Annotated in this window: 11 protein-coding genes; all 11 read right to left on the bottom strand. The window is 50.2% G+C overall.

Features of this window, described 5'->3' with window-relative positions; all coding sequences use genetic code 11:
- Window positions 1-72 precede the first annotated feature (72 nt).
- Window positions 73-1,143, bottom strand: a complete 1,071-nt coding sequence (locus tag VIS48_12795; protein ID HEY9167027.1) for an agmatine deiminase family protein — start codon at window positions 1,141-1,143, stop codon at window positions 73-75.
- 107 nt (window positions 1,144-1,250) lie between these two features.
- The gene (locus VIS48_12790; protein HEY9167026.1) at window positions 1,251-2,162 is read right to left on the bottom strand and encodes a carbon-nitrogen hydrolase; all 912 of its coding nucleotides are present in this window, start codon (window positions 2,160-2,162) and stop codon (window positions 1,251-1,253) included.
- 132 nt (window positions 2,163-2,294) lie between these two features.
- A complete protein-coding gene (locus tag VIS48_12785; GenBank protein HEY9167025.1) occupies window positions 2,295-3,683 on the bottom strand; it encodes an aminotransferase class V-fold PLP-dependent enzyme in 1,389 nt (462 codons plus the stop codon).
- Window positions 3,684-4,162: 479 nt separating this feature from the next.
- Window positions 4,163-5,236, bottom strand: coding sequence for a beta galactosidase jelly roll domain-containing protein (locus tag VIS48_12780; GenBank protein HEY9167024.1), 1,074 nt, complete (start codon window positions 5,234-5,236; stop codon window positions 4,163-4,165).
- 217 nt (window positions 5,237-5,453) lie between these two features.
- Complete coding sequence (locus VIS48_12775; protein HEY9167023.1) at window positions 5,454-7,616, bottom strand: alpha-glucuronidase family glycosyl hydrolase; 2,163 nt, start codon at window positions 7,614-7,616, stop codon at window positions 5,454-5,456.
- A 403-nt stretch (window positions 7,617-8,019) separates the two neighbouring features.
- The gene (locus VIS48_12770; GenBank protein HEY9167022.1) at window positions 8,020-8,427 is read right to left on the bottom strand and encodes a hypothetical protein; all 408 of its coding nucleotides are present in this window, start codon (window positions 8,425-8,427) and stop codon (window positions 8,020-8,022) included.
- 3 nt (window positions 8,428-8,430) lie between these two features.
- Window positions 8,431-9,747 (bottom strand): GTPase HflX, encoded by a 1,317-nt coding sequence (hflX, locus tag VIS48_12765; protein HEY9167021.1) that lies wholly within the window; start codon window positions 9,745-9,747, stop codon window positions 8,431-8,433.
- A gap of 55 nt (window positions 9,748-9,802) precedes the next feature.
- Window positions 9,803-11,878 carry a BatA domain-containing protein gene (locus VIS48_12760; GenBank protein ID HEY9167020.1) on the bottom strand — a complete coding sequence of 692 codons (2,076 nt, stop codon included), beginning with the start codon at window positions 11,876-11,878 and terminating at the stop codon, window positions 9,803-9,805.
- Entirely contained in the window at window positions 11,875-12,441 is a 567-nt protein-coding gene (locus tag VIS48_12755; protein HEY9167019.1) for a cob(I)yrinic acid a,c-diamide adenosyltransferase, read from the bottom strand. The genes VIS48_12760 and VIS48_12755 overlap by 4 nt, the downstream gene beginning before the upstream one ends.
- Window positions 12,438-13,298: a transglutaminase-like domain-containing protein gene (locus tag VIS48_12750; GenBank protein HEY9167018.1), complete on the bottom strand. Its 861-nt coding sequence runs from the start codon at window positions 13,296-13,298 to the stop codon at window positions 12,438-12,440. Before VIS48_12750 ends, VIS48_12755 begins: the two co-directional genes overlap by 4 nt.
- A 13-nt stretch (window positions 13,299-13,311) precedes the next feature.
- Window positions 13,312-13,992, bottom strand: a complete 681-nt coding sequence (locus VIS48_12745) for a TIGR00730 family Rossman fold protein (protein ID HEY9167017.1) — start codon at window positions 13,990-13,992, stop codon at window positions 13,312-13,314.
- Window positions 13,993-14,216 lie beyond the last annotated feature (224 nt).

The raw sequence follows: 14,216 nt of genomic DNA, 5'->3' as shown, positions 1-14,216 counted from the left end.
GGTTCAAGATTCACGCACAGCCCTGATGGCTAAGCCGGCTCAATCGTCATCGGACAAGTGCAGACGATCTTGTTACGTACCCGGCTGCTCATGAGTGAGACAATGAAGAGTCCCCAATCCCCAAACGAGATCGAGCGCGTGGATCCCTATGACAGGACGGTCAGTTACAATTTCAGAAATAATCCCGATCGCTCTCTTGTCGTTTGGATCGTCGAATGTCGGAACGAGCACCGCCGAATTACAGAAATAGAAGTTGGCGTAGCTGGCGGGGAGTCGCTGCTTTTTGAAAACTACCGGTTCCGGCATAGGAAGATATGCAACGTCGGCTTTCGATCCGTCCTCGAGCTTAAACCCCTGGAGGCGCTCCCGGTTTTCTTGAAGCGTCCTGTAGTTCTCGTCCTTAGGATTGGATTCCTGCATAAGAAGAAGCGTTCGTGCGTTCACGAACCTGCACAGATCGTCAACATGGCCGTGGGTGTCGTCGCCGGCTATGCCCTTCCCGAGCCAGAGAACATCTGTCGCTCCAAGATATTTTTCAAAAACTTTTATGTAATCCATCCTGGTGAATCCAGGATTCCTCACCTGGACTTTTCCATCGAGAAGACATTCCTCCGTTGTAATCAGTGTTCCTTTGCCGTTGTAGTCAATGGATCCGCCTTCAAGGATGACGCGACTTGCATTGTGCTCAGGCGTGAACGACCGCAGTCTCGTTTTCTTCGCGATAAATTCGGGAAGCCGCCGGTCCTTTTTGTAGTTGGAATACTTTGCCCAGCCGTTGAAGCCGAGGTTTACCTGCGCCAGCTCGTGCGAGCTTCTGACAAACTGCGGCCCCGAGTCGCGCGTCCATCCCCTGTCGGTCTTGCAGACAAAGAACTCGAGGTTATCTGCATCGACATTCGCAGATTTCAGAACAGCGACCGCCTGCTTCTCATGCTCCTTCGACTCGACAACGATTCTCGCTTTCTCGCCGACTGAAATCCGCCGCACAATCTCCGCATACACCCATGGTATCGGTGCAAATTTTCCAGGCCAGTCGCTTTTGTTATGCGGCCATCCCAGCCACGTTGCCTCATGAGGTTCCCACTCTGCAGGGAGCCTGAAGCCAAGATCGAAGGGATAAATTTTAGAGACGTGTCGGTGCATGAGATGAGTCAATTATCAAAAGTCAATGGTCAAAACTTCCCCCACGTTCATAAAATTCTGAATTCCGATATTGATATTTGACTTTTGAGATTCGAATTTGCGAACCATCATTTCTCCAGAAACCTCTCATTAATTCCATCGTACGCATCTGTTCGCCTGTCTCGTAAGAAAGGCCAGTTCTGCCTTATGTATTCGATCCTATCCGGATTGATTTCCGCGATAAGTATTTCCTCTTTATCGACGGACGCCTGAGCTATCACAACGCCTTGTGGATCTGCCACGAACGATTGGCCCCAAAATTCTATGCCCGGACTTTTTTCGTCCGGCTTCTCGAGTCCGACACGATTAACCGCAGCGACATAAACACCATTAGCGACCGCGTGACCTCGCTGAATAATCTGCCACGATTCGAATTGGGCCTTACCGTGTTCCGCCTTTTCCCGAGGATGCCATCCGATCGCAGTAGGATAGAATAGTATGCTCGCGCCCTTAAGCGCCGTGATGCGGGCCCCTTCGGGATACCATTGGTCCCAACAAATGAGCGTGCCGATGTTTCCATATTTGGTCTTAAAAGATTGAAACCCGAGATCGCCCGGAGCAAAATAAAACTTTTCATAGAACGCCGGATCGTCTGGAATATGCATCTTCCTGTAACGTCCCGCGATTTTTCCGTCCGCGTCAATCACAACCGCAGAATTGTGATAAACACCGATCGCACGCTTTTCAAACAGCGGGACGATCACGGCAACCTTGTCCTTCTTTGCCGCGCGCGATATCGCTGCGGTCGACGGACCGGGAATCTCTTCCGCAAATTTGAAATTCGTGATGTCTTCTGACTGGCAGAAATATCTTGTCCTGAAGAGTTCAGGAAGACAAATTACCTGGGCGCCCATCTTCGATGCTTTTCCAATCCACGAAACGGCTTTCCTCAGGTTTTGATCAGGGTTTTTGTCTATCGACATCTGCAATAACCCGACCGCAAACTTCTTCTGAATTTCTTTAGATTTATTCCTATTCATTTCCGGTCTCGCTCCGAGTAAGAAAACTCAGGATAAAAATACGAAATGTGGTCCTAATGTCAGTAAGCTCATGACAGCCGAAAGTAATAATTTCCGCGAAATAATTCCGATGAGCTTCTTCCGCACGAACTTTCACGATTTTCCGGAAAGAGCAATATCCATAGACTTGTCAAGGATCTTCCATATCCTTTCGATCCATTGCTCGTGTTCCGGTTTCATAAGGACCGAACGTAAGCAAGTTAGAGTATTCGCATCCTTCCTGACACCAAGCGCGTCTAGATCGAAGAAACTCGCTGGAAGATCCACCAGGGCAATGTGTAGACTTTTTTTCGCAGCTTCATTGAACACGGAACGAGAGAGTCCGGATATTTTCTCTGTGTTTTCCGCGAAAGGTGCCCAGACAACTATGTCAAGTTCCGGCGGGAACGCTGTAATAAATCTTTTGTCGGAGTCAAGTTTCTGAAACAAATTCAGCGCGGCACTTCGGCCCGCTTCGAGCGACTTCGAGAACTCTCCTCCTCGTTTCAACGGGAGAAATTTCTGGGTCGCCCACAAAGCGACGGCACTTGCGCCGGCTCTCGAGCATTCAAGGCTGATCTCTCCGAGATGGAGGTCGGCTGACGTGAAATAAGTATAAGGCGAATTGTGCTTGTAGAACCGGGCCACGGTCGGGTCCCTGAAAATGACGCAGCCGCACCCATAAGGCTGAAGTCCGTGCTTATGCGGGTCGATGACGATCGAGTCGACATCATGAAGTCGCGTAAAAGCATTGACAGCATCTTGCTCGAGATTACTTGTAAGAATGAAATAGCCGCCGTACGCGGCGTCGGCGTGAAGTCTGAATCCGTATCGATCTTTCAATTCAAGAATTCCGGGAAGAGGATCGACCGATCCGACTGCAGTTGTGCCGATCGTCGCGACTACAGTCCCGACATCTCCGCCTTCAAGGACTTTCTTCAATGCCCCGATATCCATTCTCCCCTTGCTGTCGGCCGGAATGGTTTCAAAATTTAGCCCGAGAACTCCGCTTATCCTTGAATGTGTATAGTGTGCCTGATCTGAAGCGACGATCTTCTTGCCTGGGTTTATCCGTCCCGCGACCCAGAGAGCTTCTAGATTGGCCATAGTTCCACCGCCGGTCAGATGCCCGACGTGAGAACTCCAGCCGAACATGTTCGCCAATTCAGCAACCGCCTCTTTTTCCATTTGGGAACTCGCGCGGCCGCCATCAAGAGCATGATTATTCGGGTTGATCCACATTGAAAGCATGTACGCAGCTCTTGCGATCGGATGCGGCGGCTTGAGCATTTGCCCGGCATATAAGGGATGGAAATAAGGATAGTTGTCTCTCATCCTCTCTGCGATTTGCATCAGTGTCGACCGAAATCGTTTGGCTTTTCCGGACCGCGTGGCAACAACCGGGAGGCCCGAGAACCCTTTTTCGATTGAGTCGAGAGCTTCCTCAACTATCTTCAGCGACTCCTTCTCGAATAGATTTCCATCCGAAGGTTTTTGTCCCACCTTCTTCTTCCTAGGGGTAATAATTTTCCTGCCCGTTCCAGCCATTCTGTTAGTGCTCTCGCGGATTAAGGTCGAAAATGAAATTCTTGATCACGATGCAATTTAATTCATGGATGAAATGGAATCTACAATAAACCGGTAGTGGGCTACTTTCAAAGGGAAGTGACATTGACAAATTCTCTCACTGTCATTCCCGTCCGACCGCAGGATCGGCGGCCGGATCGTAGGGACGTGCTCTCAGCGGGAATCTATCTCCGTTCTTCACCATGGATTCCCGATAGGAGCGTTCGGGAATGACATTTGTCTTTTTTTTTGAACGCCGTAGAATACTCAACGATGGGACATTTCAGTAGCGTCAAAATAGTCCATCACCCAAAAACCGGGAAGGGAGTTGCAGCACAAGGGCGAAAAACGCAGAAGCCCTCCGGCACGAACACGCTTTTTGGCGTGCTCAAGCCGAAGGACACCGCTCAAAAACCTTAATTGAAAATTCTATCGATCAAGTCCTCGAACCACCTGCCGAAATTTCTCACTGCTCTATGGTACTTCGCGTAGTGCTGCCTTGTGACCAGTCCGATTGGTCCCTCATATAAACCTCCGCCCTGCCAGCAATCATATACCCGAACCGCAAGTACATTGTCCTTATCGAAGTGCACCACTCCCGATGGGATCATGTAAGCCCGCAGCTGCGTGTACTCGTCGGAGTCAGTTCGCCGAACCGGTGTCGTGGGCATGTACCCTGTATGACCAATCCGCACGCCATTGAGATACGTTTCATCAAAGTCATCAATTTTTCCGACGAGCGCGATTAAATCCTGCTCGGAGAAACTCGATGGGACCTTGAACTTAACGCGGTACCATGCATAGCCATCGTAGTCCCTGAAGCCCTGCGTTTCCCAATATGCAGGGACGCGGACATTCTTCCAGTCTTTGTCGTCATAAGACTCTTCCTTCCACTCAGCTTCGTCTCCGGTTTTGAATTTCCAAACAGCAGGTAACCTGAGGTCTGAATCGACAGAATAACGATTTTCATATATGCCGATGCGTCCGCTTATGATGCCGCCCGATCCCTGATTGTCATAAACGCGAACAGCAATAACGTTGTCGCCGTTCGGTCTGAGCAAGTCATAAGGAATTGGGTAATGACGGGAAAAATTATAAGCGGTTGAATAATTGGGAGGAAAGCCCCCCATTGTACCTATCAACTGTCCGTTCAAATATGTTTCATCAACGTCGTCGACCGCGCCGAGGTCGAGAAATAAGTCGTTCGATTCCCAATCACTTAAGGCCGTAAAATGTATACGGTACCACGCGTACCCATCGTACCCCGGATATCCTTCTTCTTCCCAGCTTGATGGGACTTCAATCTCCGACCACCGGCTGTCATCAAATTTCGGATCAGCCCAGCGTTGGTTGTCGCCTAACTCGAATTTCCAATCTCTGCACAGGTTGTAAAGGCGGTGAGTGTCATCTGCCATGGCATTCCCGGAGGATCCCACAAGAGACAAATAAAGCAGCCCGGCCAGAAAAGCGGTTAGAAATCCCGATTTCATTGCAACCTCCCTTTAACTTAGTTCAGCCCTGACAAGTATTGAAGCAAACACCGGCGACGTTTCCATTCGAACAAGTAAGAAAAATGCGCCTAATGGGTTCTTTATGGATGATCTCTTAGAATCTCGACAGCCCACATATTCAAATTACGCGTGCAAAAAAGATTTGTTCCGGTATTCGGTCGATCAAGAACCGAAATGTGGTCGCTTTTGGTTTTCTCTACCAGGTTCCGGGCGCGTATGGAAACTTAAGGCTCTCATAGTACCCGAGAGTCTTGTCGGGTTTTTCGAGATCGTCAAGTAAGGGGAGATGGGAAAATGTCTGGAAGTAAAGAACACACGCATTCCTCCACCAGAGGGCATCGTTAACCTGTATCTCGAGGAGCATCTGCTCATCGTGCCACTCCTCGTAATCGATCCTTCCCTTCAGTGAATTCCAGGTATTTAAAATCGACCGCGTACTGTCGACCCCTGCGTAATAATATCTACAGATCTCATTCCACAGAGTGTTTCCGGATTTCATCCTGTAATTCCACGCGACATGATTAAACCAGAGTAGAAATTGGAGCGGGCATTTGTCAGGAGAACCGAATTCATCTCTCAGCAGAATATTGTATTGCGACACCTCATTGCTCCCCGATAGAGTGCGGTCGAATCCGACGCCCATGCTGTCAGCCCTGTGATAGTATGTCGAATTCCAATCCGGATGAGGAGAATAATCTATCCACGGTCCCGGTCCGTAGTGATTATCGTATCCGAAGATCATGTTGAGCCCCAGCGGGTCCATGTAATTTACAACGTCTTCCCTGGATTGCATCATGATACCTTCGATCGAGTTAACGAGCTCGCTTTCATTTGAGAACGTCATCCTGATCCATTCTTCAGCGATTTGTTGGGATGTCAGGTCATGGTCCCAGGCGAGACGTCCGAACGCGTACCAGCTTGACTGCCCGAAAATGTTGCCGGTCCAATTTCTGTCGGCTCCAATATTTGAGACTCCTGCGATGCCTGTCAGCGAATGTCCGTCCATAGACCCGTCGACGACGCTTGCCACAGTCGATCCCTTTCCTCTCGCATAAGTGTCCGACATTAACGTTTCCTTGAAAAGCGGCGCGAGATAAACGGTGCTCGTGCCCTGGCCGAGGTATTCCATCGTGATTTGGAACTCCATCATAAGATTTGTCGCGGGCATTGCGCCGAACAACGGGCTGAACGGTTCACGAGGCTGAAAGTCGAGCGGGCCGTTCTTTATCTGGAGAAGAACGTTGTCCGCAAATTTGCCGTCAAGCGGTTTAAATATCTCATATGCCTGCCGGGCGCGATCCTTTGCGTCGTAAGAATAAACGAACGCCCTCCACATCACGATTCCGCCATAAGGCTTCACTGCCGACGCGAGGAGGTTCGCACCGTCCGCCTGCGTCCGCCCGTAATCTTCCGGTCCCGGCTGGCCTTCGGAATTCGCCTTTACCAGAAACCCGCCGAAATCGGGAATGAACGAATATATTTCTTTCGCCTTATCGTTCCACCATCTTTGCACCAAGGAGTCGCTCGGGTCCGCACTCTTGAGTTTCCCAAGAAGTATCGGCGCGTCAAAGTTAGCACACAGATATACCTTGATGCCGTACGGACGGAAGACATCTGCCAGTGCAGCAACTTTCACGAGATATTGTTTCGTGAGAATGAGCGGGTCGGCGTTCACGTTGTTCAAGACCGCGCCGTTTATTCCTATAGAAGCGTCGGCTCTCGCGTAATCGATGTATCGCTGCTTTATAAAGATCGGAAGTGTGTGCCAGTCCCAGATCGAAAACCCGGCATAACCTCTTTCAACGGTTCCGTTCAGGTTATCCCAATGGTCCAGGATTCTCAATTTGATTTTCGGTTGCGAGATAATGTCGAGATTGGAGATATCCTGTTCAGTCTGAAGCAATCTCAAAAAGTGGAAAGTACCGTAGAGCACACCGATGTCGCTGTTCGCCGTAATTACGGTTACACTTTTTCCGCTGATCTTCGATGAGAGAATTATGAAACCTTCAGGTCCGATCTTCGCTATCTTGTCTGCTATGCGAACATCAGAAATGAGGGTTGAGACTTTGTACTTTCCGACGATCAATTCGCCGTTTGTGATCGGTCCTTTTGTCGTCGGGATTTCTTGACCAAGTAAACCTTCGAGGGCGGACTTCAATTCGTCATTAGCAACATCCATTGTCGGCGAATTGCCTTCCACCATCCACGACTTTATCGTCGCTCTGTATTGATGCAACATTTTCGGATTTGAAACCAGATCGTATCTCAGCCAAAGTCTGTACCCCTCTCGCGCATCCGAGGGTCTGCTGGAAATGGCAAGAGCAAGTAGGACGATCAAAAAAAAGAAAACATTTTTCATTCCACATCCATCCACTTTTCGATTTAACTTAAATGCTTTGTGACAAATTCCCCAACGATTAGCGGCACGGAAGTAGACATGAGCAGTCGGGCGATCGGCATTCATCGTCCTTCGGGTTCTGAACCTGTAACCATCTCAGTTGGAAAACCAGTTGCGTGGGAAACAAGCGTATTCTGTATTTCCGGGAGGGCGTCCAGAGAGGGAAAAAAAGGCGCCGCTCACTTTGAACTGTGGCTTGGATGGTTTGGTCTTGTGGAGGCCTTTTTTGCAGCAGCGCCTTTCCTTACCCCGATAAATCAAGATAGGGCTGATGTATTAAGGTTCTGTGAAGCTGACTTTAAGATGACGGGAAATCTAGGTTAAGGACATCGAGACAGATCTAGTGATGGGATCTATTGGCCGGCTAGTGCCTCTCCTTTCGGACCTGGACACCTGAGGCCATTTCCCTTTTGTACACTAACCCGTTTACCCACGCGGAGATTATTACGAGGAACCCCAGAACAATAATCCAGAACATCTGGAACCATCCTCCGGCGAGCATTATGAGAAATCCTATCGAGCGAGCGGTGTCGCTACCGCGCCCCATGTATCGCTTGACGTAACGGCCGAACGAGGAATCCTTCTGCTTTTCAAAATCCATTGTCCTGATCATGAAGAATGAAATTGTGAGAGAGGGGACGAATGCGACGATGAGTCCCGCAACAATCAGGTGGAGCCAGAACAAATACACCGCGGTGAATGCCGTCACGACATCGCTTACCATTTTGAACGGATGGATCTGGTGATAAAGGGTCTTGTCAAATACGTTCATTTTCTAACTCCCCGAGGAGCCGGTCGCATGCTTTGCCCGGGTCCCGTTGGTATGGATATCTCGCTTCAATTTCTCCCAGTCTTTCTTGCGCATCCTTACTTTAAGATGAAGACTTTCGGCGCTCTCGCCGGGAGTATCGGATGACTCCACAAGCTCGGCAACAGAAAGAATTTTCGCGAGCTTGTCGGATTGCGTGGGCCTTATCCTGAAGGATTTCTCGACGACGTCGGAGCCCATGATGTGAAGCATTTCTTCTTTGAGTTCATTGATGTTGATACGTCGCTCGGCGGAAATCGCTACAGAGTTCTCTTTGTATTCGTTCAGCACGCTTCTGACGACTCCAAAATTCGGTACCCGGTCTATCTTGTTAAAAACCAGGATGGACGGTTTGTCGCCGCATCCAAGCTGGCGCAGTGTATCGATAACCACCTCTATCTGCTCACGAAAAGAGGGCGCCGATACATCAACGACGTGAATTACATAATCGGCGAACGCGACCTCTTCGAGAGTCGACTTGAACGACGCTACCAGATCGGGCGGAAGTTTTCTGATGAATCCGACGGTATCCACAAGCAGACACCGGATTGAGTTCGTGAGAAAAGTCTTCCTCGTGAAAGTGTCCAGAGTTGCAAAGAGCCTGTTTTCCACGAAAGTCTCAGCGCCGCTGAGCGCTGTCATCAGCGTCGATTTCCCCGCGTTGGTGTAACCGACAAGTGCAAATTTCGGCAACTCGTTTCTCCTCGCGCGGCGGAGATCGCGTTGATCCGAGATAGCATCCAGTTTTTGCTTGAGTGTCGAGATGCGTTTCTTGATGATTCGCCTGTCGACTTCGATCTGTTTCTCGCCCGGCCCCCTCGTGCCGATGACTCCATATTGTTTCGAAAAGTGAAGCCACTGGCCCGCCAGTCTCGACATGTTGTATTTAAGCTGTGCCATCTCAACCTGCAGTTTGGCTTCCCTTGTTCTTGCACGCAGGCCGAATATATCGAGTATCAAGCCGCTGCGGTCGAGGACTCGGCGGTCGATCGTGTTCTCGAGATTTCTTATTTGAACTCCGGTGAGATCCTCATCGAATATGACAAGATCGATGTTTTCAGACCCGCACATTTGTCTGATCTCTTCAGCTTTTCCCTTACCGATGAAATGTGCTGGGTCGGGCGATTGGCGCTCCTGGACAACCTTCCGGACGACCTTGGCACCCGCTGTGTCCGCAAGAAGAATCAGTTCGTCGAGATACTCGTCGACCTGACCGCGCTCCGAGTTCTTGAATGCCACCCCGACGACAAGCGCTCGCTCATTCTTTCCGTTCGTCTCAATCAAACTAATTTATCGCACCTTCCTTTTTCCCAAACACGCATTAATTTAATCAGTTCCTTCAAAAAGTCTTCATTCTTGAAACCACAATTTCGAGAACCAGAAACAACAGCGCGGCACCGGCGAAGAAGGAAGAAAGATCCATCCCGCGCCGAAGTCTTTCTATACTTTGAACAGCGTTCTTGTCGGCGTCCACAACGAACACATTCTTCTCTGAAAAGCCGAGCGCCTTCGCGAAATCAAGAATCTGTTCGGAGGATGCCTGCACGAGATCGGATTCCCTCGGATCCACGTTGACTGAAAGCTCCGTAAGCGTATCATTGCCTGCGAGGAGATAAGTACCCAGTCGTTCAAGTCTGGGAAATGTGAACCGGGCGGCTCCACCCAAGTATTGCGGGACCATGTCGGTCCTTTCCCCTACGGGTGAAATGAGCGACGCACTTTTGATCCCGCCGACCGTGTAAGTATAAGACTCCCTTCCGCCCGCGAAAGCACGCAGGGGATTATGGCTGATTGCGGACGAAAAGAATAGTGCGCGCTGCATAATCACGGGGAAGAAGGGAGAGAGTGGAAGGTTAGAAGCCGAAGTATCAGCCTCTGATGCAATGACGAAAACGAAACCGCTCCCGACGTCGCGGCTAATCAGGAATGGCATTTCCGATGCGCTCATGAGAACGTGAGCGAAAGGATTCGGCTGGATGTTGACGCCGCTGAAGATCTTTGTAACGAGATGAGCTTTTATCTCGTCGACATTCCCGGCAGAACTAAATATTCCGGCGAAGAACTGGTCCGCAACGTCTATCTTATCGACGCTCCTAAAATTTCCGACGGGGCTCGAGAAGACCCCCGACACACTGCCGGTGTTCAGCTGTGAGAGCAGGTCCCTGAAAAAACTCAGCTGCGGCGCGGACGGCCCGAACAGGGCAAGCCCTCCTCCTGCCCGGACATAATGAATCAACTTTGACTGAAAATCCTGGCCCGGGGCGTATGACTCGACAACGATGGCATCGATCCCTGAAAGGTCGGTGTAAATGAACTGACCGGGCTTCACTGTTTTCAGCTCGACGGAGGTTGAACTGTCCACGAGAGCCCTTGCTGCCGTCGACACGAAATCGTCACCTGCCGACGAATCGGCACTAACGATCAGCACATTTAATTTCCTTATTGCGAATATTGAGAAGTAATATGTATTGTCGGTCTGGATAGAATTATCGTCTACCGCGACGTATCCTGAATGATATCCGCTTGAAGTCAGCGTGTACGCAAGGTTGACTCCACGCGAGGCGCCCGCCGGCAAGTCGACGACGGACTGAGACACTTTCCTTCCGTCCAGATACAGACTTACGAGCACTGCGCTCTTGTCCGTGCCATCATTATTCGTTACTGTCGCCTGAACGACAGACGGAGCATTTACCTCGACTACAGGATCAACAAGTTTGACGTCGCGCACCGATAAATTGTCATTCGGACTTTCTTCAGTCTTCAGGAAAAATATTCTTGTCAGAGGTGCGTTGATCCCACCGGCCAGTTTCGCAAATTCAGTTCTTTGAAGATCGCCAACCAGGTAAATCTCCTTATTAAGCGAATTCGATGCGGAGAGCTTCGACAAGGCTGCAATGATCGCCGATGTATAACTGTTGCTCACGTTCGACGGAACCGACCTGGAAATTTGAGCCACTAACGCTCGCGAACTTTCGACGGACTGAAGTGGAACGGAGTCCATCGCGCCGGAGGTAAACATGAGGCCGACATCGTCGCCGGAGTGGAAACTTGATGCGAGATTTACCGCCGTGCTCCTGATCTGAGATGATATTTCTCCGTATTCGTTTCGTGCGGAGGTGGATGGTGAATCATCAACTATTATTTCGGCCGAAGTTTTTCCGTTCCCCGCTGTGAAGCCCTTCAACGCCGGCCTGGCAAAAGCAAGTACTAGCGACGCAACCGCGAGAGACCTGAGGATCAAGAGGAGATAATCTCTGAGTTTGACACGCCTTGCAGAAGCATGCTGAATCTCTTTCAGGAATCTCACAGAAGAGAACTCTACCTTGCGAAGCTTCTTGAGCTGCAGTAGGTGAATGAGTATCGGGATGCCGGCTGCTACAAGTCCGGCGAGGACGAGTGGATTAAGGAATGTCATTTATTGCGGCCGGAGTCACGCCGCGGATTCCAGGGAATTTCTTTGACCTCGTCGCTCTTATTTGCAAATCGTGCAAGAACGAAGAGGAGATCCGAAAGGCGGTTGAGATATACAAGCGTCTCTCGGGAGACTTCTCCATTGCCTTTCAATGGAGCTACTTTTCGCTCGGCTCTCCGGCAAACTGTCCGTGAAAAGTGAAGAATGGCTGAAGTCTTCGATCCGCCCGGCAGGATGAAGGTCTTGAGCGGCTCAAGTTTCACGTCGAGTTCGTCTATGGTCTCTTCGAGCAACCGTACTTCGTTTTCCCCGATCCTATGTACCGCAGTGCTCGTCACATCCGACGGAGTAGCGAGGTCTGCTCCAAGCACGAAGAGTTGATTCTGAATCATCCCGAGCAGCTTATCGATCTTTCGGTTTTTGTTGAAAGAACGGGCGATTCCGATCACTGAATTGAGTTCGTCGACTGTGCCGTATGCCTCTATCCGGGGGACATCCTTTCCCACACGCTTGCCTCCGAACAAGCTCGTCTCCCCTTCGTCACCCGTCCTGGTGTAGATCTTCAAAGCGCTATAAGTCTCTCGAGTTCGATCGACAACTCCATCAGCACATTCGCCTTCGGCTGTTCATCTGCAGCCGTGAACGCACGCGCCATGTTGCGGCACATGCGCGCGAGCATCTCAATATCCGAAGAGTTCTTCAAGAACCGCGGCTCAAATGAAAATCCCATATCGCTTATGAATTCCTCCGCGTCCTTACGGGACATGATCCTGCCGCCGTTGAAAACATCGACATAAATTTCTTTCCCTTCAAGGACAAATTTCACAAGAAAATGCGCGGGAGCGCCGACACCATACACGGGAAGATTCAGCCTTTTGCTGACGAGCAGGTAGACAATACCGAGGGAAATCGGAATTCCCCGCCGCGTCTCAAGCACTCTGTGCAGAATGCTGTTGTCAGGATTGTAATAATCTTTGGAATTTCCCGCAAACCCCATTTCGTTCAGGAAAAAGTCGTTGACAAGTTGAACAATGTCGTACGGATCTTCCTTGCCCGCGATCCTTTTCCTGAGCACGTTTGCAAGCTCGTTCAGTTGCGCTTGAGAGTCGGCGAAATCGACTTTTGGATAAAGAGGTCTCGCGAGTAGGAAAAGCGCCCGCTCGAGAGAGAAATCCGGATGCGATGCAAAATCGAGAAGCGAGTCGTAATCCTTCTGGAGTTTCTCGATGTAAATTTTCGAGATGAGTCTGTCAATCCTCTTCCTGATATGTTCCTCGGCATTGTCCTTCTCACTTTCCAGGAGATGGACAATCTCGTCACCGCCATCAAGAAGCTCCTTTTCAACGGCCGCCGAGACCTGCGGGTCTTCATCGTCGAGCAGCCTCATCAAAGCGCGGAACTTGGAGTCTGTTTCAAGTCTCATCTCTCAGATCCTTTCAGGACAAGTCATAATTCTTTTTGAGTTCCCGCGTTAGGAACTTGAACGCCGACTCAGGGTCGTCGGCGAACGAAAATAATTTCAGGTCGGACTGCTGGATCGCGCCGGCTTTCACGAGCTCTTCGAAATTCAGGATTTTTTTCCAGTAGCGCGAACCGTAGATCAGGACGGTCATTTTCTTCCTGATTTTATCTGTCTGGAGAAGTGTCAGCACCTCCATAAGCTCGTCGAGCGTACCGAATCCGCCAGGAAAGACGACCAGCGCCTTCGCAAGATAAGCGAACCAGAATTTTCGCATGAAGAAATAGTGGAACTCGAAATCAAGATTGGATGATAAATATGGATTAGGAAATTGCTCGTGGGGCAGGCTGATGTTGAGTCCTATCGAGAGTCCACCCGCCGAGATTGCTCCTTTGTTTGCTGCCTGCATGATGCCGGGCCCACCGCCTGAGCAAATAACAAATCTCTTTTCGCCCTTCTTGCCGAGTTTCTTCGACCACCGCGTAAGTAGAGCGCTCAGCTTCACGGCGTCTTCGTAGTAGCGGGCCATCTCTACTCCTGTTTCCGCCATTTGCAGACTTTCTCGAAGCCGCTTCAGCTTAGTGCGGTTCGCCTTTCTTCGTTCCGCTCGCGCCAGCGCTGCCCTGGCATCTCTCAGAGTGCGCTTTGCCTTCGCCATCGGAACATTTCGCGCGGAACCGAAAAATACTATGGTGTCCCAGATCCTCAGCCTCCTGAACCGTGAGAGTGGTTCGAGATACTCGGAAAGAATTCTTATTATCCTCGCGTCGGGACTGTTCAGGAACGAGATGTTCTTGTATGCCTTCTCGGGAATGTGAACCTTGGAAGCAGTAGCCTTTTTCGCCAGAAGTTACCTCTTGTTAATTTTCATAAGGAATTGCT

It is taken from the genome of Candidatus Kryptoniota bacterium, from assembly GCA_036567965.1.
GTDB lineage: Bacteria > Bacteroidota > Ignavibacteria > Kryptoniales > JAKASW01 > JAKASW01.
Note: the sequence above shows the minus strand (reverse complement) of the source record. Positions and strands in the feature narration are given on the sequence as shown.

Coding starts and splice junctions, on each gene's coding strand:
- VIS48_12745 (HEY9167017.1), bottom strand. CDS start 13,992: ATGGCGAAGGCAAAGCGCACTCTGAGAGATGCCAGGGCAGCGCTGGCG.
- VIS48_12750 (HEY9167018.1), bottom strand. CDS start 13,298: ATGAGACTTGAAACAGACTCCAAGTTCCGCGCTTTGATGAGGCTGCTC.
- VIS48_12775 (HEY9167023.1), bottom strand. CDS start 7,616: ATGAAAAATGTTTTCTTTTTTTTGATCGTCCTACTTGCTCTTGCCATT.
- VIS48_12770 (HEY9167022.1), bottom strand. CDS start 8,427: ATGAACGTATTTGACAAGACCCTTTATCACCAGATCCATCCGTTCAAA.
- VIS48_12795 (HEY9167027.1), bottom strand. CDS start 1,143: ATGCACCGACACGTCTCTAAAATTTATCCCTTCGATCTTGGCTTCAGG.
- VIS48_12760 (HEY9167020.1), bottom strand. CDS start 11,878: ATGACATTCCTTAATCCACTCGTCCTCGCCGGACTTGTAGCAGCCGGC.
- VIS48_12780 (HEY9167024.1), bottom strand. CDS start 5,236: ATGAAATCGGGATTTCTAACCGCTTTTCTGGCCGGGCTGCTTTATTTG.
- VIS48_12790 (HEY9167026.1), bottom strand. CDS start 2,162: ATGAATAGGAATAAATCTAAAGAAATTCAGAAGAAGTTTGCGGTCGGG.